This is a genomic window from Arthrobacter sp. N1 (assembly GCF_048288285.1).
Classification (GTDB): domain Bacteria; phylum Actinomycetota; class Actinomycetes; order Actinomycetales; family Micrococcaceae; genus Arthrobacter_D.
Window position 1 is genome coordinate 2,864,390 of record NZ_CP102608.1, and the last position, 21,614, is coordinate 2,886,003.

Annotated in this window: 22 protein-coding genes and 2 tRNA genes; 6 read left to right on the forward strand and 18 right to left on the reverse strand. The window is 70.6% G+C overall.

What is annotated here, in order from left to right:
* Positions 1-3 precede the first annotated feature (3 nt).
* From NVV32_RS13275 to NVV32_RS13315, 9 genes are all read right to left on the reverse strand, one after another.
* Positions 4-1,095: a UDP-N-acetylmuramate dehydrogenase gene (locus tag NVV32_RS13275; protein WP_422390461.1), complete on the reverse strand. Its 1,092-nt coding sequence runs from the start codon at positions 1,093-1,095 to the stop codon at positions 4-6.
* A complete protein-coding gene (locus NVV32_RS13280) occupies positions 1,092-1,532 on the reverse strand; it encodes a MaoC family dehydratase (RefSeq protein WP_055767951.1) in 441 nt (146 codons plus the stop codon). The genes NVV32_RS13275 and NVV32_RS13280 overlap by 4 nt, the downstream gene beginning before the upstream one ends.
* 2 nt (positions 1,533-1,534) lie before the next feature.
* Positions 1,535-1,984, reverse strand: a complete 450-nt coding sequence (locus NVV32_RS13285) for an FAS1-like dehydratase domain-containing protein (protein WP_422390462.1) — start codon at positions 1,982-1,984, stop codon at positions 1,535-1,537.
* A 72-nt stretch (positions 1,985-2,056) separates the two neighbouring features.
* Positions 2,057-2,287 carry a hypothetical protein gene (locus tag NVV32_RS13290; RefSeq protein WP_055767946.1) on the reverse strand — a complete coding sequence of 77 codons (231 nt, stop codon included), beginning with the start codon at positions 2,285-2,287 and terminating at the stop codon, positions 2,057-2,059.
* A gap of 45 nt (positions 2,288-2,332) precedes the next feature.
* Positions 2,333-3,274: a DUF2797 domain-containing protein gene (locus NVV32_RS13295; protein ID WP_422390463.1), complete on the reverse strand. Its 942-nt coding sequence runs from the start codon at positions 3,272-3,274 to the stop codon at positions 2,333-2,335.
* 49 nt (positions 3,275-3,323) lie between these two features.
* Positions 3,324-4,373, reverse strand: coding sequence for an ATP-dependent DNA ligase (locus NVV32_RS13300; protein WP_422390464.1), 1,050 nt, complete (start codon positions 4,371-4,373; stop codon positions 3,324-3,326).
* Positions 4,374-4,511: 138 nt separating this feature from the next.
* A complete protein-coding gene (locus tag NVV32_RS13305; protein WP_055767941.1) occupies positions 4,512-5,078 on the reverse strand; it encodes a type 1 glutamine amidotransferase domain-containing protein in 567 nt (188 codons plus the stop codon).
* Positions 5,079-5,165: 87 nt separating this feature from the next.
* Positions 5,166-6,896, reverse strand: a complete 1,731-nt coding sequence (locus tag NVV32_RS13310; protein ID WP_422390465.1) for an AAA family ATPase — start codon at positions 6,894-6,896, stop codon at positions 5,166-5,168.
* A gap of 64 nt (positions 6,897-6,960) precedes the next feature.
* A complete protein-coding gene (locus NVV32_RS13315) occupies positions 6,961-7,578 on the reverse strand; it encodes a helix-turn-helix domain-containing protein (protein ID WP_422390466.1) in 618 nt (205 codons plus the stop codon).
* Between the two features lie 91 nt (positions 7,579-7,669).
* On the opposite strand from NVV32_RS13315, the gene NVV32_RS13320 reads away from it, so the two are divergent.
* The 3 genes from NVV32_RS13320 (at position 7,670) to NVV32_RS13330 (ending at position 10,095) form a co-directional block, all read left to right on the forward strand.
* Positions 7,670-8,773 (forward strand): NAD(P)/FAD-dependent oxidoreductase, encoded by a 1,104-nt coding sequence (locus NVV32_RS13320; protein ID WP_422390467.1) that lies wholly within the window; start codon positions 7,670-7,672, stop codon positions 8,771-8,773.
* Positions 8,763-9,392 (forward strand): class I SAM-dependent methyltransferase, encoded by a 630-nt coding sequence (locus NVV32_RS13325; RefSeq protein WP_422390468.1) that lies wholly within the window; start codon positions 8,763-8,765, stop codon positions 9,390-9,392. The genes NVV32_RS13320 and NVV32_RS13325 overlap by 11 nt, the downstream gene beginning before the upstream one ends.
* 70 nt (positions 9,393-9,462) lie before the next feature.
* Positions 9,463-10,095, forward strand: a complete 633-nt coding sequence (locus NVV32_RS13330; RefSeq protein WP_422390469.1) for a hypothetical protein — start codon at positions 9,463-9,465, stop codon at positions 10,093-10,095.
* An 87-nt stretch (positions 10,096-10,182) separates the two neighbouring features.
* Here the strand turns inward: NVV32_RS13330 and NVV32_RS13335 are convergent, their stop codons facing one another.
* Positions 10,183-11,013, reverse strand: coding sequence for an endo alpha-1,4 polygalactosaminidase (locus NVV32_RS13335; protein WP_422390470.1), 831 nt, complete (start codon positions 11,011-11,013; stop codon positions 10,183-10,185).
* 118 nt (positions 11,014-11,131) lie between these two features.
* Between NVV32_RS13335 and NVV32_RS13340 the strand changes: the two genes are divergently transcribed.
* Positions 11,132-11,395: a hypothetical protein gene (locus NVV32_RS13340; protein ID WP_152812481.1), complete on the forward strand. Its 264-nt coding sequence runs from the start codon at positions 11,132-11,134 to the stop codon at positions 11,393-11,395.
* Positions 11,396-11,462: 67 nt separating this feature from the next.
* Here the strand turns inward: NVV32_RS13340 and NVV32_RS13345 are convergent.
* The 7 genes from NVV32_RS13345 to NVV32_RS13375 all read right to left on the reverse strand — a co-directional run bounded on the left by NVV32_RS13345 (position 11,463) and on the right by NVV32_RS13375 (position 18,456).
* Positions 11,463-11,536 (reverse strand) — tRNA-Met (locus NVV32_RS13345).
* Positions 11,537-11,590: 54 nt separating this feature from the next.
* Positions 11,591-11,662: transfer RNA gene (locus NVV32_RS13350), tRNA-Thr, on the reverse strand.
* 129 nt (positions 11,663-11,791) lie between these two features.
* The gene (locus tag NVV32_RS13355; protein ID WP_422390471.1) at positions 11,792-13,708 is read right to left on the reverse strand and encodes a DEAD/DEAH box helicase; all 1,917 of its coding nucleotides are present in this window, start codon (positions 13,706-13,708) and stop codon (positions 11,792-11,794) included.
* A gap of 337 nt (positions 13,709-14,045) precedes the next feature.
* On the reverse strand, positions 14,046-14,702 hold the full coding sequence (locus tag NVV32_RS13360; RefSeq protein WP_422390472.1) for an MOSC domain-containing protein: 657 nt from the start codon (positions 14,700-14,702) through the stop codon (positions 14,046-14,048).
* A gap of 36 nt (positions 14,703-14,738) precedes the next feature.
* Positions 14,739-15,413 carry a response regulator gene (locus NVV32_RS13365; RefSeq protein ID WP_422390473.1) on the reverse strand — a complete coding sequence of 225 codons (675 nt, stop codon included), beginning with the start codon at positions 15,411-15,413 and terminating at the stop codon, positions 14,739-14,741.
* Positions 15,410-17,023, reverse strand: coding sequence for an ATP-binding protein (locus tag NVV32_RS13370; RefSeq protein ID WP_422390474.1), 1,614 nt, complete (start codon positions 17,021-17,023; stop codon positions 15,410-15,412). Before NVV32_RS13370 ends, NVV32_RS13365 begins: the two co-directional genes overlap by 4 nt.
* Entirely contained in the window at positions 17,023-18,456 is a 1,434-nt protein-coding gene (locus NVV32_RS13375) for a glycosyltransferase 87 family protein (protein ID WP_422390475.1), read from the reverse strand. The genes NVV32_RS13370 and NVV32_RS13375 overlap by 1 nt, the downstream gene beginning before the upstream one ends.
* 148 nt (positions 18,457-18,604) lie before the next feature.
* Here NVV32_RS13375 and NVV32_RS13380 point away from each other — a divergent pair, with 148 nt between their 5' ends.
* Positions 18,605-19,789, forward strand: coding sequence for an amidohydrolase (locus NVV32_RS13380; protein ID WP_422390476.1), 1,185 nt, complete (start codon positions 18,605-18,607; stop codon positions 19,787-19,789).
* 10 nt (positions 19,790-19,799) lie between these two features.
* Entirely contained in the window at positions 19,800-20,216 is a 417-nt protein-coding gene (locus tag NVV32_RS13385) for a hypothetical protein (RefSeq protein ID WP_055767909.1), read from the forward strand.
* Between the two features lie 214 nt (positions 20,217-20,430).
* Here the strand turns inward: NVV32_RS13385 and NVV32_RS13390 are convergent, their stop codons facing one another.
* Positions 20,431-21,594 carry a cystathionine gamma-synthase gene (locus tag NVV32_RS13390; RefSeq protein WP_422390477.1) on the reverse strand — a complete coding sequence of 388 codons (1,164 nt, stop codon included), beginning with the start codon at positions 21,592-21,594 and terminating at the stop codon, positions 20,431-20,433.
* Between the last annotated feature and the right edge of the window lie 20 nt (positions 21,595-21,614).

Genomic DNA, 21,614 nt, shown 5'->3' on the forward strand with positions numbered 1-21,614 from the left:
GCCTCAGAGCGAGCAGTTGATGAGCAGCGGCTCGGGCTCGAGGCGGATGCCGAATCGCGCCTCGACGCCGTCCCGTACGAGCCGCGCCACGGACAACAGGTCCGAGGTGGTGGCCCCGCCCCGGTTCGTGACCGCCAGCGTGTGCTTCGTCGAGAGGGAGGCCCGGCCCTCAGCGGCGGCGTATCCGTCGTCGTCCCCGAGGCCGAAGCCCTTCGAGAAGCCCGCCCGCTCGATCAGCCACGCCGCGCTGAGCTTCACCTGGCCCTCGAGACCGGCGGGATAGCGCGGCGCATCGGGCGGAAGCGCTGCGGCGACGTCCTCGGACACGATCGGGTTGGTGAAGAAGGAACCGGTGCTCCAGGTGTCGGGATCGGGTGCGTCGAGCACCATCCCCTTGCCGGCACGAAGGCGCAGGACCGCCCGGCGGACATCGTTCGCGTAGGTCCGTTCCCCCACCCCGATACCCAGGGCGGCCGCCAGTTCCGCGTACCGCACGGGCTTGCTCATCCGGCCGAGACCGAGCTGGAACTCCACCGAGAGGACCACGTAGCGGGGAGACCCGCCGACGGTGCTGCGCTTCAGGAGCGAGTCCCGGTAGCCGAACCCGAGCTCGAAGTTCGTGAAGCTCTTGATGCTGTCCGTCTCGCGGTCGAAGGTGCGGACCGTCGCGATGGTCTGCGCCACGTCCGAGCCGTATGCGCCCACGTTCTGCACCGGCGTCGCCCCGGTGGACCCCGGGATCCCGGACAGGGCTTCCAGCCCGGAGAACGCGTGGAGCACGGTGTACCGGACGAGGTCGTCCCAGTCGTGGCCGGCCTGCACCTTGACCATGACCCCGCCGCAGGTGGCGTCGTCGTCGTCCACGGTGAACCCCGAGGACGTGATGCGCACGACGGTCCCGTCGAAGCCGTCGTCGCCGATCAGCAGGTTCGATCCCCCGCTCACGATCAGCAGCGGCTCGCCCGCTGCGTCCGCCGCCCGGACGGCCGCCACGATCTCCTGCCCGGTAGCCGCCTCCACGAGGGTCCGCGCGGCACCGCCCACGCGCGCGGTGGTGAGGTCGGCCAGGCGCGGGCCGGTCACGGGGGCGCTCATGGCAGCCTCACCACGGCCTGCGCCTTCACGAGGACCTTCTGACCGCCGTAGGTGACGGTCAGGTCGATGCGCGCGGTCGACCGCTCGGCGTCGAGCGCGCCGACCGTGCCGGTCACCTCGACGACGGCGCCCGGCTCGCCGGGACGGGCCGTGGTGTCCTCGACGACCACGGGCTTGGTGAAGCGCGTCTGGTAGTCCACGACGGCGGCGGGGTCCCCGCACCAGTCGGTCACCAGCTGGACGGAGGCCCCCATGGTGAACATGCCGTGGGCGATGACGCCGGGGAGGCCCACTCCCTCCGCGAAGGACTGGTTCCAGTGGATCGGGTTGAGGTCCCCGGACGCACCGGCATAGCGGACGAGGTCCTGCCGCGTCACGTCGATGGTGCGGGTGCCGATCTGCTGACCGACCTCGAGGGTGGCGAATCGTGCGCTCATGGCTACTGGTCCTCTCCGCGGACGAGGAGCGACGACGTCGTCGTCGCCGTGTGGATGCCGTCGACCGTCGAGATCTCGGCGCGCGTGGTGATCATCGCGCCCCCGCCCATCGCGCGGACCTGGTCCACGTGCAGTTCGGCGACCAGTTCGTCACCGGCGACGATGGGACGGTGGTGGACGAAGCGCTGGTCCGCGTGCACCACGCGCGTGAAGTCGATGCCCGCGCTCGGGTCCGCGATCAGCTGCGCATCCGCCCGTTGCGCGACGACGATCGCGAAGGTCGGCGGCGCGACGAGGTCGGCGTGTCCGAGTGCCACCGCTGCGTCGACGTCGAAATGCGCGACGTGCGTCGCCTTGACGGCCCGGGCGAAGTCGCGGATGGCCTCGCGTCCCACGGAGTAGATCTCACCCGCAGGGTAGCTGCGTCCCTGCAGGTCTGGGTCGATGGTCAATGGATCCTCCGATGGAAGGGGACAGGATGGACGGCCGCGCAGGGTGGAACCGGCGGACGGAGCCGGGGTTGGTCAGCTGCGGTCCCGCAGGCGGCGGCGTACGTCCCGGGACCGCACCACCATGCCGGCGAGGTGGCAGACCATACCGGCGACGATGATCGGGATCGCCGTGACGACGAGGACGCTCTGGTCGGTCGCCGCGCCGAGGACCGCGATGAGGATGCCGATACCCGTGGTCACGAGTGCGGAGACCACCAGCTTCCGGTACAGGTCCGAGCCGGTCTCCCAGGGCGTGTTCAGCATGATGCGATTCTACCGCCGTCCGCGTCGCTGCCGACGGGCGGGACCTCAGAAGAGCGATTCCTGCACTGCAGGGACGGGCGTGCTGAAGTCCCCGAAGCGGAGACGCCTGCCCTTCAGCTGCGCGAGATCGACGACGAACAGCACCTCGGTGCCGTCGATCGCGACCAGCGCCGAGGGACCGAGGACCTGACGCACGGTGAAGCCGTGCCGGCCGTGCGTCAGGGGCTCGGGGTAGGGCTGGAGGGCGGGGTGCCCGAGGAGGGCGCCCCAGGAGGGCGGCGGCTCGAACTCCTCGTGCACCACCTCGTAGCCGTCGATCCCCAGACCGCCGTCGAGCAGGCCGCGCGCCGCCAGGGCGAACCCGTCGTTGAGGTGCTCGAGCCGGGCCATCGGCAGTGGCGTGCACAGGGAAGCGGCCTTGGCTCCGGACCTCACCGCCTGCTGCAGGCCGACGGTCCGCGTGACCTCGTCCTCGAGGACCCGCACCACGCGGCCGTCCGCTGCGTGCGCGACGAACTGGGCCACCACGGCGCCCTGCTCCACGAGGCGCGCGTGCTTGCGCAGGTGCGATGCCGTCCCCACCTTAGTGGCGCCGTCGGCGAAGGTCGCGACGTACAGCCAGTGCGGCTGCTCGAGATAGCGCTTGAGCCCGGCGGGGGCGATCCCCGAGCGGTGGATGTCATGCATGAACCGCAGATCGTCCTGCACGAAGCACCGGCCGCACTGGTGGCCCCTGTCCGCCGGCGCCTGGTCGACGCAGCGCACCCAGGTGCGGTCGTCGCGGCCGTGCACGCGGTGGAACCCGAGGCAGTAGCGGTCCTCCCCGGCGACCTCGAAGGCCACCCGGGTGCCGGCATCAAGCGGGAGATCCCCGTCCGGCACGCCCGGGACGTCCTCCGCCCCGCCCTGCCCGGGCACGACATGCAGCGACAGGGCGGGGACCGAGGGCCCCCAGGTCGGGCCGCCGCAGAGGAGGATCGGAGTCATCGTCCAAGCCTAGGCGTCACCGACGACGTCGACGGGCCGCGCGGCGCGGTCAGGCCAGGACCCGGCTGAGGTCGTAGGCTGCGGGGATCTCGAGCTGGTCGAAAGTGCAGGAGCCGGCGTCGCGATCGGGCCGCCAGCGCTCGAACTGCACCGTGTGCCGGAAGCGGGAGCCCTCCATCTGGTCGTACCGCACCTCGACCACGCGGCGCGGGTGCAGCCGCACATAGGAGACGTCCTTGCCCGAGGCGAACCTGCTGCGCTCGGTGGCACCCCGCTGCACCTCGCCGTCTCCGTCCAGCATGACGTCCTGCTCGAGCTCGTCGACGAGTTCGAGCCGCCGCTTGGTGGAGAACGCGGAGATGCCGCCGACGTTCTGCAGTACGCCGTCCTCGTCGTACAGCCCGAGCAGCAGGGATCCGACGCCCTGGCCGGACGTGTGGACGCGGTACCCGAGGACCACGGTGTCCGCGCTGCGGTGGTGCTTGACCTTGAGCATGCGGCGCTTGTTCGGCTCGTAGGCGGACGCGAGGGGCTTGGCCACCACGCCGTCGAGCCCCGCGCCCTCGAATTCGACGAGCCAGCGGCGGGCGAGCTCGACGTCGCGCGTGACCTGGGAGAGATGGACCGCTCCGCCGAAGGACTGGCCGATGCCCTCCAGTGCCTCGCGCCGGTCGCGGAAGGGCAGGCCGGTGAGGTCCGTCTCATCGATGGCGAGGAGATCGAAGACGACGAACGAGGACGGCGTCTGGGCCGCCAGCAGTCTGATGCGGCTCTCCGCGGGATGGATGCGCTGGGAGAGGGCTTCCCAGTCGAGGCGCTCCGCCCCCGGTTCGCCGCGGCGCACCACGATCTCACCGTCGACCACGCACCGCTCCGGCAGGTGCTCGAGCAGGGCGTCGACGAGTTCGGGGAAGTAGCGCGTGAGCATCTTCGACCCGCGGCTGCCGATCTCGCACGTCCCGTCCTGGATGCGGATGATCGCGCGGAAGCCGTCCCACTTCGGTTCGTAGACGAGCCCGCCCGGCACGCTGTCCTGGTCCGGCACGGCGTCGACGGCTTTGGCCAGCATCGGTTGGAGGGGGAACGGCAGCTCTGTCATGCCCTGATCCTGTCGCATCGGAGGCGGATCCGGCCAGCCGCCTCGCCTCGCACACCGTGCGCCGGTGGAGGTCCGGTCACTGCGAACGGCGACCCGGATGGACCCGGGCCGCCGTTCGCAAGGCATCTCGCCGTCGACTCAGACGGTCTGGCCCTCGTGCGGACCTTCCTCGATCTCCTCGAGGAGCTTGTCGTTGAAGGCGTCGAGGTCGCCGGGGTTACGGCTGGTGACCAGTCCCTGGTCCACGACCACCTCCTCGTCGCTCCAGTTGGCGCCGGCGTTCTTCAGGTCGGTGGCCAGGGTGTGGAAGGACGTCAGGTCACGGCCATCGACCACGCCCGCCTCGATGAGCAGCCAGGGCCCGTGGCAGATGGAGGCGACGGGCTTGTGCTGCTCGAAGAAGGCGCGGGCGAAACGCTGGGCGTCCGTGTCGACGCGCAGGAAGTCGGCGTTGACGACGCCGCCGGGGAGCACCAGTGCGTCGTAGTCCTCCGCTTTCGCGTCGGAGACCGCGAGGTCGACGTCGAAGGTGTCACCCTTGTCCATGCCGTTGAAACCCTGCAGCGGCCCCGCTGCGGGCGAGACGAGCGTGGGTACGCCGCCCGCTTCCTTGACCGCGTCCCAGGGGCTGGTGAGCTCGATCTGCTCCACCCCGTCGGTCAGCAGGAAGGCGACCTTCTTGCCTGAGATGTCGTGTGTGGACATGCTGTTCTCCCTTGCGTAGAGCGTGGCTGGCGTACGTCCACCCAGCCTAGGAACCAACGAAGTGATAAGCAAGCTGAGTATCTGTGTTCAGAGCCCTTCCGAGACGGCGGCCGCGGCTGCGAGCCAGGCACGCTGCGTCGCCGGTCGCAGCGCGGAGAAGCGGATGCGCCCCTTGAGGAGTGCGATGTCGAACGGGATGGTCACCGCGCGTCGGGCCAGGTCGCCGAACCCGTCGGCGATCGCCCGGGCCTGGGCCTGCGTCCCGTTCTTGTCCGACTGGCTGACCACGACGACGGCCCGCTCCGACAGCTCGCCGTAGCGACCGCCCCGCGCCCGCAGCGCCTCGAGCAGCAGCGCGCCCGCCTCGGCGTGTTCCTCCAGCGTCGTGGTGGCGATGACGAGCTGGTCCGTGTGGTGGATCATGCGGAGCCAGCGTTCGGCCGTCTCGTCGTTGCCCGAGTCGATGACGTTCAGCCTGAAGTACTTGGACGCGACCTCGTGCAGGGCGTCGAAGTCCTGGGAGGTCACCTTCTGCTGCGTGGCGAGGACGTCCGGCTTGGACCGGAGGACGTCGAACTTGTCCGCCGTCTGGTGGTGGACGTAGCGCGCCAGGAGGGCCGATTGCGCGGAGGGCGCGAGGAGGGCGTCCGTCTGCGGCAGGAGGTCGAGGACGGTCGCCTCGTGCGGGCCCTGCTCCGTCCGCCACCCCAGCGTGCCGCGGGTCTCGTTGTTGTCCCAGGCCAGGACGGGCGCCCCGCCGTTGCGGGCGAACACCGCGGCGAGCATCACCGTGGTGGGTGTCTTGTTCGCTCCACCCTTGCCGTTCGCCACGGCGATCGTCCGGGGGCCGGGCCAGTGCCTGCTGACCGCCGCGACATCCTCGCGCATCGAGAGTTCGGCAGGGGACGGTGGCATGCGCATGCCGAGCCGTGAGAGGACGCCGCGGAGGCCCGTCTCGGCGGGAACGACGGCGGTGTCGGCAGAGAGGAAGGACTTGCGGCCATCCCTCGGACGCAGCCCCGTCGCCGCGGTGGACGCCGCCATGGCGGCGAACTGCCCGGAGGTCCCGCCCGCGGCCGGGGCGGCTGCCGTCGGTGACGCTGATGCGGGAGCGGCTGCCGTCGGTGACGCTGATGCGGGAGCGGCGGGCGTGGCAGGCGTGGCGGGCGCTGATACGGCGGCGGCTGCCGCCGGGCCACCGGAGGGGCTGGACACGATTGCGGACGGGGCACCGGGCACCGGGGCGGGCGGGCCGGGGGACGCCGGGGGCACCGGGAGTACCTGCGGTACCGGGAACTCCGCCGGGGAGACCGAGGAGTTCTCGGCGTCCGGTCCCGTGGCAGGACGACCGGGCGCAGTCGGCTGGGGGCCGGTGGGGGTCGGATCCGGGACCATCCCGCCATCCCTCGCAGCACCTGGTGCCGGCTCCCCGATCGGACCGGGAGAGGACACCGAGATACGGACCGGCCCGGAGGCAGGCGCCTCGAAGACCGGGACCCCCGCGGGTCCGCGCACGGAGGACGGCGCGTTGGCGCCCGGCGGCGGACCGTCCGGCGTGGGACCGTCCGGCGTGCCTGGTGCGGGGGACGTGAAGGATGCGGGGGTGGTCGGGGTCGGTGCCCGACGGACCGTCAGGTCGACGTCGTCGTCGGGGTGCGGGGCGCTGCCCGTCGGGGCGTCGGCGCCGACCGTGTCCTCGGGAGCGAAACGGTCGACGAAGCGGGGCGGGCCTGCGTCCGAGGCGGCCCGGCGTCGTCGTGTGCCTCCCACCCCCTCCGGGGCGTCGTCCGGCATCCAGGCAGACTGGTCTTGCGTCATTGGTGTTCCGTTCCCCCGCCGGCCCTGCGACGGGCCGCTGTCAGTCGTTCCGACTGCGCTCATCCTATAAGGACGCCGATGAAGTGGTCCCGGCCCTGTCGGCGCGCTGTGGACGCGCCCTGACATGCATCCGCTCCCCCTGCTTCCCGAACAGGCTGATGAATTCCACGGTGCGTCCGTCGGCGCTGGCGAACCAGTGCGGCGTGTGCGTGTCGAACTCCGCCGCCTCCCCGGGCCCGAGCACGAAGTCGTTCTCCCCGAGTACGAGCCGCAGGGACCCGTTGAGGATGTAGAGCCACTCGTAGCCCTCGTGGACCTGGGGGTCCGGGTCCGCGCCGCGCGCGTCCCCGGCGAGCACCATCTTGAACGCCTGGACCCCTCCTGGTCGTCTGGTCAGCGGGATCGCCGTGATCCCCCGGTGCTCGATCGGACGGAGGTGGATGCGCGGGTCCCCCGTGGGGGGTGCGCCCACGAGGTCGTCGAGGGGCACCCCGTAGAGCTTCGCGATGGGCAGGAGCAGCTCGAGATTGGGGCGGCGCCGCCCCGCCTCGAGCCGCGAGAGGGTACTGACGGAGACGCCCGACGCCGCGGACACCTCGGTCAGGGTCAGGTTCCGCTGGGCCCTCAGGGCGCGGAGCCGGGGTCCGACGGCCCCGAGGACCGCGTCGAGTTCAGTCGTCATGCTGCTAGTTTGCCATAGCGGCAAGATACTTTGCCCTTCTGGTCGTGACTGCGGATGCTTGGTGGACCAGTACTTCCGAAGGAGAACGCGCATGCCACGCACCATCGACACCCCCAGCGCCCGGTACGACGTCGTCGTGATCGGCGGCGGCGCAGCGGGATTGAGCGCCGCCGTCACGCTGGGCCGGGCGCTGCGCCGCGTCCTCGTCATCGACGCCGGTGCCCCCCGCAACGCCCCCGCCGACGGCGTCCATGGGTACCTCTCGCGGGAGGGCATGAACCCTCTCGCCCTCCTCGCCGCCGGCCGCGCCGAGGCGGAGGCCTACGGGACGGCCGTCGTGACCGCCGAGGCAGTCGGTGCACGCCGCGTGGCCGAGGGCTTCGAGGTGGAGCTCGACGACGGCCGGACCGTGACGGGGCGTCGGGTCCTCCTGGCCACGGGCCTGCAGGACGGCCTCCCGGACATCCCGGGTCTCCGGGAGCAGTGGGGCTCGGGCGTCGTGCACTGCCCCTACTGCCACGGCTACGAGATCCGTGGGCAGAACATCGGCATCCTCGCGACCGGCGCCCTGTCCGCGCACCAGGCCCTCCTGTTCAGGCAGTGGTCGGAGAACATCACCCTCTTCCTGAACGACACGCTGATCCCCTCCGACGAGGAGTGGGAGAAACTGGCGGCGCGGTCCGTGCGCGTCGTCGACGGCGCCGTCGCCTCCGTGGACTCGATCGACGGCGGACTGACGGGGGTGACCCTGGCGGACGGGACGGGCTTCGACCTCCAGGCCCTCGCCGTCGGGAGCAGGATGAACGCCCGGGGCGGACTCGCCGAGGAGCTGGGCCTCGAGCTCCGGGACCACCCCACGGGCATGGGCACCTTCCTCGAACCCGGCCCCATGGGCACCACGGCGGTGCCGGGCGTCTACGTGGCGGGGAACGTCTCGAACGTCTCGGCCCAGGTGATCGTCGCGGCCGCGGAGGGCATGACGGCCGGGGCGATGATCAACGCCCACCTGATCGAGGAGGAGACGGCCTGGGCGGTCGAGGGCCGGAGCGGGCCCTTCTCCGCGGCGGTGGAGGCCGAGGTCTCGGCCGGTGTCCTTGGCGACCGGCGCCACGGGTTGGATGATGGGGCGGTCATCAGCGCCGCTGCGGGAGCGACGACGCAGTCACTGGACGAAGGAGTACGCCGTGCTGGTTGAGTACACGCAGGAGTTCTGGGACGCGAGGTACCGGCAGCGGGACCGCATCTGGAGCGGGAAGCCGAACCGGCATCTCGTGGCCGAGGTGGATGGCCTGCGGCCGGGCTCCGCGCTCGACGTCGGCTGCGGGGAGGGCGCGGACGCCGCCTGGCTCGCCGATCAGGGCTGGGACGTCCTCGGGATCGACGTGTCCGAGGTCGCCCTGGACCGGGCCCGGGCGCACTCGGCGGCACTCGACCCGTCCCTCGCGGATCGCCTGCACTGGCAGCAGGTGGACCTCCTGGCCTCACCGGACCTGCCCCGCGACCTCGACCTCGTGTCGATCCAGTTCATGCACCTGCCCGAGCCGCACCGCTCACGGGTCTTCGGGGAACTCGCGAGCCGCGTGGCCGTCGGGGGGACCCTGCTGATCGTGGCGCACGATCCCTCCGACCTGCACTCCGGGGTAGGACGGCCGCACCAGGCCGACCTCTACTTCACGGCCCAGGAGATCGCGGCCCTGCTCGACGACTCCTGGGATGTCCGCGTGTGCGAGTCCCGTCCGCGCGTCGAGCGCTCGCCCGACGGTCACGAGCACGCGATCAGCGATGCCGTCCTCCTGGCGGTGCGCACGGGCTGATCGGCGCGGGCGCCCGGGCCGGATGCGGCAGGGGCCCCTGAAGGGCAGGGGCGGAGACTACGCTGGCGCCATGTCCGCCCCAGCTCTCGCCCTGCCGCCGGATCCGATCGTCGTCGACCTGGTGTCCGACGGGCCGTCCTGGTGGGAGGTCGTCGGTGCGCTCGCGCCCTTCGCCGTCCTCCTCGCGGCGGTGCTGGCGACGCTGACGGCATTCGCGACCCTGCGCCAGCGCGCCGCGGCGGACCGCGCCACCCTCGACCAGAGACGGCGCGCGGACGACCGTGCGGAGTGGTGGCGGCGGACGCAGTGGGCGAGCGACGCCGCGACGTCGCTCGACCCGGTACGGCAGGAAGCGGGTATCGAGGCGCTGCTGCAGCTGTCCTACAGCGAGCTGGCCACCGAGGAGGACCGCCTGATCCTGGACGCGATCTGGGGGGGCAACCCCACGGCCGATCCCGAGGGTGCGGGCGCTGGACTGCCCGACGGCGGTACCGGAGAATCGGGCAGGACGAGTGGAAGGAGAGGTCGCATGACCGACAGGGCACCAGTACGGACACCTCCGCCCGCCCCGGGTACCGACCGACGGCCGGCCGACACATCGCGGGTCACCGCCGCCAAGGCCCGGCTGCGGGTCGCCCTCGACCAGCAACTCGGTCGCCCGACCCCGCAGTCCGTCAAGGACGCCGCCCGGGGCAGGCGCTAGTCATCACCCGACGGCATGGAGCCCGGCAGGAGGACCTGCCGGGCTTCGCCGTTCCCCCCGCGCCGGGACGGATCGCTGCGGACGCGGTCAGCACCTCCGGAACAGATAGCCGACATCGCCGGGCCTCGAGAGTTCCCGGTCCCGCACCACCGTCGACGACGGCCGGTCCCCATCGGCGCAGGCGTCCGTCGTCGGTCCCGGATACTCGACGGCGAGCACCGCGTCACCGTACTGCGCCGCGTACTCCCCGCACTCACCGAACTCCACGCACTGCTCGGCGATGGCGAAGTCGAAACCGGCGCCCGCCAGCTCCGCCGTGTCCTCGGCCGCGTTCTTCTGGCCCACCAGCAGCCCCAGCCGCTGCGCCGCCGCCACGAGCGCCGTCGCCAGTGCCCTGTTGTCGTCGAGGACGAGCAGCCCGTCCGACCGGACGTAGGAATCGAGATTGTCCAGTTCGACGGCGTCGAAGCCACGGTCCGCGCATTCCTTGAGGACGGCTCCGGTCCGGGCGGCGATGGCGGTCCGCTTCGCCTCCGTCCCCGTGTCCAGCAGGTACTCGTCCGGCCAGTCGGGGTCGGCGAGCGGCTCGCCGTCGATCGTCAGGACGAGGCCGTCGGCCAGCCACCCGGAGGACGCGCCGGGCTGCGTCTGGAAGGCATTGACATAGCAGATCGAGTACACGCCGTCGGCCGGTCCGTCGGACAGCTCCCGGACGACGACGCCGGTGCCCTCCGCGGGCGGATAGGATCCGCCGAGCTGGTAGTCCCAGGGCACCCCCGCAGGGAAGGGCCGCACGTCGGCCGCCGCCGAGCAGCCGCCGATCAGCGCCGTCGCGGCGACCAGCACCGCCGTCACCCGCCAGGCCTGCCGTCGATCATCCACCGTGCCACCGTAGCGCTGCCGGGCGGCGCGAGCCATGCGGGGGGAGCCACCTGTCCCGCCGACGCGTGCAGACGGGGTCGGAGTGCTGCGGTAGTGTCTGTCTCGCCTCTAGAAGAAGGGGCACATCGGGTTGAGCGCGTGAATGAGGCAGTTCGTGAGTGATAGCAGCAGGTTGGACCCGGAGAAGGACTTCCCCGAGGATCTCTCGTCCGTCGATCGGGATGACCTCGACATCCTGAACAGCAGGAACCACCGTGACCGGGATCTCCAGTACATCCGCGACGGTGACGTGGATGCGGAGACGGAGGGCCGGCACCATGATCTTCGCGAGGAGCTCGATCGCCGCCAGGTGGATCGCGACGCAGCCCTCAGGGGCGACGCGCCGGCATCCGAGGACGCGGAGAGCGCCGCGGGCTGACGCCACAGCGGAGGGAACGCAGAAGGCCCCGGAGCCGAAGCTCCGGGGCCTTCCCTGTCCTGCGAGGTAGCGGTGCCGGGACTCGATCCCGGGACCTCACGATTATGAGTCGTGCGCTCTAACCAGCTGAGCTACACCGCCCTAAACGAGGCTGCCCGCACCGATCGTCTGATCGTCACGGGCCCCTCATTTGCGAGCCCCCCACCGGAATCGATCCGGTGACCTCGTTCTTACCAAGAACGCGCTCTACCACTGAGCTAGGGGGGCAACAGCAAGAAACTTTACCAGTTCCCGACCGTTGGTGCGAAATCGTGGACCGCCCTCAGGAGCGGTACCGCGGTTCCGCGTCGGACCCGTGCCCAGGCACGGGTCCGACGGGGTTCTACGAGCTGATTCCTACCACTGGTCGGACTGGGCGCTGGAGCGTCCGGCCCCGGCTCCCGCGCCCTTCGAGCGTGGCTTGCGGTTGGCATCGCCCGAGAAGCGGGTGTCGCCGTCGCGCTTGGGGAAGTCCTTCTTGAAGGGCTTCTTGAACTCGCCGGCGCCACGGCTGCCCGAGGGCTTGCGGCCCTTGTCCAGCTCGAGGTGGATCAGCTCGCCACCGATCCGTGTGCGGGAGAGAGCCCGCAGTTGATCGGTCGAGAGGTCCGCCGGGAGTTCCACGAGGCTGTGGTCGGCCCGGATGTCGATGCCGCCGATCTGCGAGGACGAGATCCCGCCCTCGTTGGCGATCGCACCGACGATGGAGCCCGGCATCACGCGCTGGCGACGGCCCACCGCGATTCGGTAGGTGGCGTTGCCCTCGGTGAGGGTCCGCGTGGGTCCGCGCGATCCGAAGGCGTCCTTGCGGCCCTCGGCCCGCTCGCGCTGACCGGCGGGTGCCACGGGGATGTCCTGGACGAGGATCGGCTGGCCGTTCTGCGCCATGACGGCGAGGGCGGCAGCGATCTCGGTCGCGGGCACGTCGTGCTCGCGCTCGTAGGTGGCGATGAGGTCGCGGAACAGGGCCACGTCCTTGCCGGCGAGCGTCTGCGTGATCTTGTCCGCGAACTTGCTGAGGCGCAGCTCGTTGATCTTGGCCGTGGAGGGCAGCTGCATCTGCTCGACCGGCTGGCGCGTGGCCTTCTCGATCGACCGCAGCAGGTACTTCTCACGCGGGGTGATGAAGAGGATGGCGTCACCCGAGCGCCCTGCACGGCCGGTGCGGCCGATGCGGTGGACGTAGGACTCGGTGTCGTTCGGGATGTCGTAGTTCACGACGAGCGAGATGCGCTCCACATCGAGGCCACGGGCGGCGACGTCCGTGGCGACGAGGATGTCGATCTTTCCGTCACGCAGGGCCTCGACCGTGCGCTCACGCTGCTGCTGCGGGATGTCCCCGTTGATGGCTGCTGCCGAGAAGCCCCGTGAACGCAACTTGTCCGCCAGGTCTTCGGTAGCCGCCTTGGTGCGGACGAAGGCGATGATGCCGTCGTAGTCCTCCACCTCGAGGATGCGGGTCATCGCATCGAGCTTGTGCGGGCCCATGACCTGCAGGTAGCGCTGACGCGTGTTGGTGCCCGTGGTCGTCTTACCCTTGACCGAGATCTCGGCCGGATCATTCAGGTACTTCTTGGCGATGCGGCGGATGGCCGGGGGCATGGTCGCCGAGAACAGGGCGACCTGCTTCTCCTCGGGCGTGGAGGAGAGGATCTTCTCGACGTCCTCGGCGAAGCCCATGCGGAGCATCTCGTCGGCCTCGTCGAGCACCACGTACTCGAGGTTGGACAGGTCGAGCGACCCCTTCTCGATGTGGTCGATGACACGCCCGGGCGTTCCGACGACGACCTGCGCGCCACGGCGGAGGCCGTTGAGCTGCGGGCCGTACGGGGATCCGCCGTACACGGGAAGGACGGTGAAACCGTCCATGTGCTTGGCGTAGGACGTGAAGGCGTCGGCCACCTGGAGCGCGAGCTCGCGGGTCGGTGCGAGCACCAGGACCTGCGTGTTCTTGCTGGGACCGCCGTTGACGTCGGCGAGCTCCGCCATCTTCGAGAGCGCCGGGACGGCGAACGCGGCGGTCTTGCCGGTACCGGTCTGCGCCAGGCCCACGACGTCGCGGCCTTCGAGGAGTGCGGGGATGGTGGCCGCCTGGATGGGCGACGGCTTCTCGTAGCCGAGGTCGGTCAGGGCGGCGAGGATGCGGCCGTCGAGGTTGAGCTCGGTGAAGCGGATGCTCACGTCGTCGTCGTCCGGTGCGCCGGCGGGAGCCGCTGCGGTCGCCTCGGTGACGGGAGTGGTGTCGATGATCTGCTCGGACAGGTTTTCAGGCACGGGAAGAATCCTCCAGGTAGGTGCCGGTCGGCCCTACGGGGTGGAGCCCGGAGTGCCGAATGAACATAGAAATCCGGCACTGTTTCAATCCCGCGGCAGGACTTCTCGCCACACGTGGTTCGCTGCTCTCACAGCAGTGATGTGTGACTTTTCTTCTAGCCGGCGCTCCCTGATGAATCTGCTCGCGAGTCTGTGCTCCGAGCCCCAACACAACCTATCCGGCCCGATGAGGGGCGGAAATAAAGGGAATACCGGTGTGGGGGATGTTCCCAGTCTACGGCATGCTGGCCCCCGCATGCGCCGGGAGGGCGACATGGGGCGCGTGACCTTCGGCACGTCAGGCGAACGACGCCACTCTCAGGGCCTGCAGCGCTGCCTTCCGCACCTGGGGGGTGAGCTTCAGTCCTGTCGAGTCGGCGGCGCCGAGGAGGGACTGCGCCTGCCCCTCCGACAGGCCGGCGTAGACCTGCGCCGCGGTGATGCCGTGGTCGGGGATCTCCGTGACCCGGATGGTGTCCCCGGCCGAGATGCTCCCCTTCGTCACGACGCTGAGATAGGTGCCCACGCGGTTGGCCTCGGCGAAACGCCTGACCCACGACCGCTCGCCCAGGTAGCGCGCGAAGTTCACGCACGGCGTCCGGGGCATGGTCACTTCCAGCACCACCTGATCACCGACACTCCAGCGTTCACCGATCACCGCGTGCGAGGCATCGACGCCGGAGACCCGGAGGTTCTCGCCGAACAGCCCGGGCGTGACCTCGCGCCCGAGTTCTGCCGACCAGAAGTCGGCATCGTCCTGCGCATAGGCGTAGACGGCCTTCGTGGGACCGCCGTGGTGCTTCCTGCTGGCCTGGATGTCCCCCGTGAGACCGAGCGGGTGCACGGTGACGGGACCCTCGACCGGCCGCTTGTCGATGGCGGTCACACCGGTGGAGTCCTTCGTGGGCATGAGCTCGTGCACACGACAGACGGCGAGGAGCGTTCCGGTGGTCATGGGGACCATCCTAGGGGTCGGCTCGCGCGGGCACGGTCAGGGTTCGAAGCGGTACCCCATGCCGCTCTCCGTCACGAAGTGGCGCGGCGCCGCCGGGTCCCGTTCGAGCTTCTTGCGCAGCTGCGCCATGTACACCCGGAGGTACTGCACGTCCTTCGCGTAGGCGGGCCCCCAGACGTCGAGGAGAAGCTGCTGCTGGGTGACGAGCTTCCCGGGATGCGCGATCAGCCGGTCCACGATCTTCCACTCCGTGGGTGTGAGCCGGACGTCCTTGCCGCCCCTGATCACCCTCCGGGCCCCTGCGTCGAGGGTGAAGTCCGGCGTGGTGATGACCGGCGCTTCGGCCTCGACCAATGCACGCCGCGCGGCCGCCCGCAGCCGGGCCAGGAGCTCGTCCAGTCCGAAGGGCTTCGTCACGTAGTCGTCGGCTCCGGCGTCGAGTGCGTCCACCTTGTCCTCGGAACCGTGCCGGGCGGAGAGCACGATGATGTGGACCTGCGACCAGCCGCGGATGCGGCGGATGACCTCGACGCCGTCGATGTCCGGCAGGCCGAGGTCCAGCACGATGATGTCCGGGTGGTGCTCCGCCGCGGCCCCGAGCGCCGTCTCGCCGTCCACGGCCGTCACGCACTGGTAGCCGTACGCGCGGAGGTTGATCTCCAGGGCGCGAAGGAGCTGCGGTTCGTCGTCGACCACCAGCACGCGCGTCACAGCTCCACCGCTCCGGTGGAGATGGGCAGCCTGATGACGAGGGTGAGGCCGCCGCCCGGTGTCTGTTCGGCGTCGAGCATCCCGCCCATGACCTCCGTGAATCCCTTGGCGACCGCGAGGCCCAGCCCCACGCCGGCGCCGGACGGGGCGTCGTCGAGCCGCTGGAACGGCCGGAACATGGCCTCCACGTCGTCGCGCGACACTCCGCGCCCGTGGTCGATCACGCGCAGTTCGCCGGCCGGGAAGCCGTTGACGAGGGCGCGGCCGGTACCACCCGCGGAAGCGGTGATCTCGACGGCGGAGCCCGGTGCGTACTTCACGGCGTTCTCGACGATGTTCGCGACGACACGCTCCAGCAGTCCCGGGTCCGCGTCGACGGCCGGCAGGTTCGGCGGGATGGCCACGTGCACGCGGTCCCCCGGCACGTTGGCGAGCGCGGGGCCGACGACGTCGGTCCACCTGAGCGGCCGCAGGTGCGGGTTGACGGCGTCGCCGCTGATGCGCGACATGTCGAGCAGGTTGTTCACGAGGGCGTCCAGGCGGTCCGAGTAGTCCTCGATGGTCGCGAGCAGCTCGTCCTCGTCCTCCTGCGAGAAGGTGACGTCCGAGCGCCGGAGGCTGCTGACGGCCAGTTTGATCCCGGCCAGCGGCGTGCGGAGATCGTGCGAGACGGATCTGAGGATGGCGGTGCGCATGACGTTGCCCTCGACCAGCCTCCGGTTGGTCCGCGTGCTGGCGAGGAGTTCCTGCCGCTGCAGCAGGGCGCGGAGCTGCCCCGCGAAGGCGCGCAGGAGCCCACGCTCCCGGGCGGAGAGGGCCGTGCCGAAGAGAGCCAGCGAGACGTCGTCGCCCACCTGCTCGACGGCGGTCGCCGCACCGATCGGCCAGGGATCGGCGGGGCCGGCGGGAGTCCGCCGAACCGCCCGGTCCTGCCGGTCCTGACGGCGGACCGGCTCACCCGCGGCGCTGCCGTCCGGCCCGGGCCGGACGGCCAGTGCCCTGCGCTCCATCCCGGTCCCTCCGTCGCGGCCCTGCTCCGCGGACCCCCCACGGCCCGCCCCACTGACCGCCGACCCGCCGTCCGCCGGGCCGCCGTCCGCTGCACCGGCGAACAGGACGACGGCGTCGGCATCGAACTGGGCCTGGACGTGGCGGAGGAAACCCTGCAGCGTGTCCTCCTCGGCGAGCGCTCCCCGCGCGAGGTCGCCGAGCAGCGCGGCTTCCTGCTGCGCCATCGCCGCTTCTCGCGAGCGACGTGCGGACAGTCCGACGACGAGGGACACCGTCACCGCCACCGCGATGAAGATCAGCACCGTGGCGACGTTCTCGGCCTCGGAGATCTCGAGGGAACCGAACGGCTCGGTCGAGGTGTAGATCAGGATGATGCTGCTCCAGAGGGCGGCCAGCAGCGCCGGCCACAGTCCCCCGATCAGCGCGACCGCGATGACGCCCGCGATCTGGAACAGGACATCGACGGCGAGCAGGGAGCCGCCCACCGAGAAGACGGCCAGCTCCAGCAGCGGCGGGAGGACGAGCGCGATCGCGCATCCGGCGGCGACGCGTCCGCGGCCCACGGGGGCCACGAGCGTCCGCCGGGTTGCGGGCACCATCAGCGGCGGCGGGTGCCGGGCGCGACGTTGTCGTACGCGCCGTCCTGGTGTGCGTCGTCCGTGGCGTCCTCGTGCGCGTGGTGACGCGCGGTGTGCTCGGGGAGGGAGTCGTCCGGCAGTGCGTCCTCAGACACGACGCCCTCCCCGCCGGCATCTCCCCCACTCGTGCCGGCTCCCGGCGCGAGCGGTCCCGCGGTGGACAGGGGTGCCGGGATGCGGGAGAGCAGTACCCAGAACACGGTCGTGGCCAGGGCGCAGACCACGCCTGCACTGGAGGCCACCAGCCAGCCGGTGGTCAGCTGCGAGTCGAGGTCCTCGGCGCCGAACAGCAGGCCGATGGTCTTGGGCGAGTAGATGAACACCACCAGGGTGGGGACGAAGAGCACGGCCGCCGTTGTCCGGTAGGCCTTCAGCTCCGCGGGGAGGCCGACGGCCTGGCCCGCGAGGACGGCGAGGACCACGACGATCCAGACCCAGTGGTGGGACCAGGAGATGGGTGAGATCAGCAGCATGAGCAGCGCCGTCATGGCCATCGGCAGGAAACGGTCCCCACGCTGCTGCGCCGCGCGGATGACGTACGTGGCCGCCGCGACGAGGAGCAGGGAGATGATGAGCCACGGGACGGTCGACGGGAACTCGGGGCCCATCACGTGCAGGATGGCCCCACGGACCGACAGGTTGTCCACATATCCTTCGCCGCCGATGCGTCCCGTATCGCGCAGCATCTGCAGCCAGTAGGTCGCCGACTCCGAGGGCAGGAGGAGGAAACCGAGAGCGATGGTCCCGAAGAAGCCGGCGGCCATGGTGAACAGCTGCTTCCACTCGCCGCGTGCCAGGAAGTAGAGGCCGAAGACGAGCGGGGTGAGCTTGATGCCCGCCGCGATCCCGGTGAGCAGGCCCGTGGGCAGGCGGCGGCACGGTCCGGACAGGAGATCGGCCGCGATCATCGCGAACAGCAGGATGTTGACCTGGGAGAAGGCCATCGTCTCGCGCCACGGCCCCAGCAGGCACACGAGCCCGGTCCCGGCGATCGCGAGGGGCAGGGCGGACGGATGGGCGACCACGGCGCGCACCGACCGGAAGCCGCCGAGATACCGGGTGATGAGGAACGAGGTCGCGGCGGCGATCAGGACCGACAGTCCCACGAAGAGCACGGCACCGGTCTCGGCACTCACGAGGGTCAACGCCGTGAAGGCGAGCGCCGCGAACGGCGGATAGGTGAAGAGGAGCGAGCCCTCCCCCTCCCCGAAGGACCGCATGTAGAGGGAGCCGTCGCCGTCGACCACGGACTGCCCGCCCATCCGGTACACGCGGTAGTCGAGGCCGATGAAGTCGGCCCAGGCGTACGCCCACGTCGCCAGCGCGGCTGCCACGACGAGGGCGGCGACGACGCCGAGCACCCGCCGGGTCACCGGGACAGTGCGCTGGCTCATGCTTGCCTTCCGAAGGACGGGGATGGAGCCGGGCACCGCGGATTCGGCGGGTAACGGCTCATCCAGTGTAGGCACGCCCCCTCGGGAAGCTGCTCCCGTGCGGATATGGTGGAAATCACCCCTCCCGCTGCGAAAGGTCCATCCACCGATGTCCTCCCCCCAGATCGTCGCCATCACGAACGCCCACGTCGTCCCGATCGACGGCGAGCCGTTCGACGGCACTGTCGTCGTCGAGGACGGGCGGATCTCCGCGCTCGGCGCTTCCGCGACCGTGCCCGACGGCGCCGTCGTCGTCGATGCCGCCGGTAAGTGGCTGCTGCCCGGTTTCGTCGACGCCCACGTGCACCTCGGGACGCACGAGGAGGGTGAGGGCGTCGCCGGTGACGACACGAACGAGATGACGGACCCGAACACCGCCGGTGTCCGCGCGATCGACGCCATCAACCCCTTCGATCCCGGATTCGACGACGCCCTCGCGGGCGGCGTGACCACGGTCAATGTGAACCCCGGCTCGGGCAACCCGATCGGCGGCCTCGCCGTCGCCCTCCACACGCACGGGCGCTACCTCGAGGAGATGGTGCTGCGCTCCCCCAGCGGCCTGAAGTCCGCCCTCGGGGAGAACCCGAAGCGGGTCTACGGCGCCAAGGGGAAGACGCCGTCCACGCGCCTCGGCACCGCCCTGGTGATCCGCGAGGCCTTCATGAAGGCCGAGAACTACATGGGTAAGGCCGACGAGAACGCCCGCGATCCGCACATGGAGGCCCTGGCCATGGTGCTCCGCCGCGAGATCCCGTGGCGTCAGCACGCTCACCGTGCCGACGACATCGCGACAGCGATCCGCATCGCCGACGAGTTCGGCTACGATCTCGTGCTGGACCACGGCACCGAGGCCCACCTGCTCGGGGACGTCCTCGCGGAGCGGGGCACCCCTGTCCTGATCGGCCCCCTCTTCACCACCAAGTCCAAGGTGGAGCTCCGCGGCCGCTCGATCGCGAACCCGGGCAAGCTGGCGAGGGCCGGCGTCGAGATCTCCATCATCACCGACCACCCGGTCATTCCGATCAACTTCCTGGTGCACCAGGCCACCCTGGCCATCAAGGAGGGGCTGGACCGGGAGACCGCGCTGCGGTCGATCACCATCAACCCCGCGAAGGTCCTCGGACTCGCCGACCGCCTCGGCTCGCTCGCCGTCGGGAAGGACGCGGACCTCGTCCTGTGGAGCGGCGATCCCCTCGACGTCATGCAGCGCGCACTGCAGGTCTGGATCGGCGGCACGGAGGTCTACTCCTACGACACCGAGACGCACAGCGCCACCGTTGCCCCGCGCGTCTAGGCCGTCGTCGGTGGCCGCTCCCCTGCCGCCGAGGCCCTTCACGCTGCGGGCGGCGATCATCCTGTGGCTCGTGATCTCGGTGCTCCTCGCCGTCGCGGCCGGCTCGTTCATCGCGTCCGCGGTGATGGAGGACTCGGACCGCGCAGGCTTCATCGGGCTCGGCACACTGTTCGGGGCGCTGGCCGTCCTCCAGCTGATCCTCCTGCTCCCGCTGCGGCGGGGCAGGAGGGGCGGGCGTGAGCTGCTCTCCACGATCGGCATCATCGTCGGGGTCCCCATCATCGTGCGGGGCACCCCGGGGCTGTCCCTGGTCGCGGTGGCCATGCTCGTCGCGGTGCTGCTCATGTGGCTGCCGCAGAGCAGCGACTACTTCCAGCTGACGCAGCCGAAGGCGAAGAAGCGGTTCAGGCTGCCCGGGTCCCGCTAGGGTCTGCCGGGCACTCGACACTCTCCGCGACGTCGTGCGCGCGCTTCAACCGACCCGGCGCGGGTCGGGCCGCGGCACGCCGCAGATCAGCGTCGCCGCGGGCCGAGGACGTGCACGACACCGCAGCCCGTCGCCGAGCCCGATTCCAAGCCCGCGGATCCCGAGAACACGAAGGGCCCCTCCGACCGGAGGGGCCCTTCACGTGCAGCAGCTGTCAGCGCAGTGCCGAGATGGCCTGCTCGAGGTCGCCGATGAGGTCCTCGAGGTCCTCGATGCCGACGGACAGCCGGACCAGGTTCTCGGGAACGGCGAGCTCGGTGCCCTTGACGGAGGCGTGCGTCATGTCCGACGGGTAGTTCATGAGCGACTCGATGCCACCCAGGGACTCCGCGAGGATGAAGACGCTCGTGTTCTCCGCAACCTTCTTCGCAGCCTCCGCTCCACCCCTGAACGTCACGGAGATCATGCCGCCGAAGTCCTTCATCTGCGCCGCGGCGAGGTCGTGGCCGGGGTGCTCGGGCAGGCCCGGGTAGTACACGCGCTCCACCTCGTCCTGCTCCTGCAGCCAGCGGGCGATCGCCAGGGCGTTCGAGGAATGCCGGTCCATGCGGACGCCCAAGGTCTTGAGTCCCCGCGTCGTCAGCCAGGCCTCCATCGGCGCCGACACGGCTCCGACGGCGAACTGCACGAAGCCGATCTTCTCCGCCAGCTCGTCGTCGTCGACGACGACGGCGCCGCCACTGGCATCGGAGTGACCGCCGATGTACTTGGTGGTCGAGTGCACGACGACGTCCGCGCCGAAGGTCAGCGGCTGCTGCAGGTAGGGCGACGCGAAGGTGTTGTCGACGACGAGCAGGGCCCCGGCGTCGTGGGCGAGCTGAGCGGTCGCCGCGATGTCGGTGATCTTCATCATCGGGTTCGACGGCGTCTCGACCCACACCATCCTGGTGTTGTTCGCGCTGATGGCGGCCTGCACGGCGTCGGTGTCCGCCATGTCGACGGCGGAGTTGGTGATGCCCCACTGGGACAGCACGCGGTCGATCAGGCGATAGGTGCCGCCGTAGGCGTCGTTCCCGAGGACGATGTGGTCGCCCGGACGGAGCGCAGCACGGATCAGCGCATCCTCGGCGGCGAGGCCGGATGAGAAGCTGAAGGCGTGCTTCCCGCCCTCGAGCGCGGCGATCTGCACCTGCAGCGCGTCGCGCGTGGGGTTGCCGCCGCGGCCGTACTCGTAGCCGTTGCGCAGTTGGCCGATGCCGTCCTGCGCGAACGTGGTGGTCTGGTACAGGGGCGGGATCACCGCTCCCGTGAGAGGGTCGGGGGTCTGGCCCGCGTGGACGGCTCGGGTGTTGAAACCCTGGGCGTCAGAGTGCGTCACGATGCTCCTGCGAATGGTGG

Coding starts and splice junctions, on each gene's coding strand:
- NVV32_RS13380 (WP_422390476.1), top strand. CDS start 18,605: ATGTCCTCCCCCCAGATCGTCGCCATCACGAACGCCCACGTCGTCCCG.
- NVV32_RS13335 (WP_422390470.1), bottom strand. CDS start 11,013: ATGGCTCGCGCCGCCCGGCAGCGCTACGGTGGCACGGTGGATGATCGA.
- NVV32_RS13375 (WP_422390475.1), bottom strand. CDS start 18,456: ATGAGCCAGCGCACTGTCCCGGTGACCCGGCGGGTGCTCGGCGTCGTC.
- NVV32_RS13280 (WP_055767951.1), bottom strand. CDS start 1,532: ATGAGCGCACGATTCGCCACCCTCGAGGTCGGTCAGCAGATCGGCACC.
- NVV32_RS13295 (WP_422390463.1), bottom strand. CDS start 3,274: ATGACTCCGATCCTCCTCTGCGGCGGCCCGACCTGGGGGCCCTCGGTC.
- NVV32_RS13315 (WP_422390466.1), bottom strand. CDS start 7,578: ATGACGACTGAACTCGACGCGGTCCTCGGGGCCGTCGGACCCCGGCTC.
- NVV32_RS13370 (WP_422390474.1), bottom strand. CDS start 17,023: ATGGTGCCCGCAACCCGGCGGACGCTCGTGGCCCCCGTGGGCCGCGGA.
- NVV32_RS13290 (WP_055767946.1), bottom strand. CDS start 2,287: ATGCTGAACACGCCCTGGGAGACCGGCTCGGACCTGTACCGGAAGCTG.
- NVV32_RS13360 (WP_422390472.1), bottom strand. CDS start 14,702: ATGACCACCGGAACGCTCCTCGCCGTCTGTCGTGTGCACGAGCTCATG.
- NVV32_RS13305 (WP_055767941.1), bottom strand. CDS start 5,078: ATGTCCACACACGACATCTCAGGCAAGAAGGTCGCCTTCCTGCTGACC.
- NVV32_RS13330 (WP_422390469.1), top strand. CDS start 9,463: ATGTCCGCCCCAGCTCTCGCCCTGCCGCCGGATCCGATCGTCGTCGAC.
- NVV32_RS13300 (WP_422390464.1), bottom strand. CDS start 4,373: ATGACAGAGCTGCCGTTCCCCCTCCAACCGATGCTGGCCAAAGCCGTC.
- NVV32_RS13310 (WP_422390465.1), bottom strand. CDS start 6,896: ATGACGCAAGACCAGTCTGCCTGGATGCCGGACGACGCCCCGGAGGGG.
- NVV32_RS13320 (WP_422390467.1), top strand. CDS start 7,670: ATGCCACGCACCATCGACACCCCCAGCGCCCGGTACGACGTCGTCGTG.
- NVV32_RS13275 (WP_422390461.1), bottom strand. CDS start 1,095: ATGAGCGCCCCCGTGACCGGCCCGCGCCTGGCCGACCTCACCACCGCG.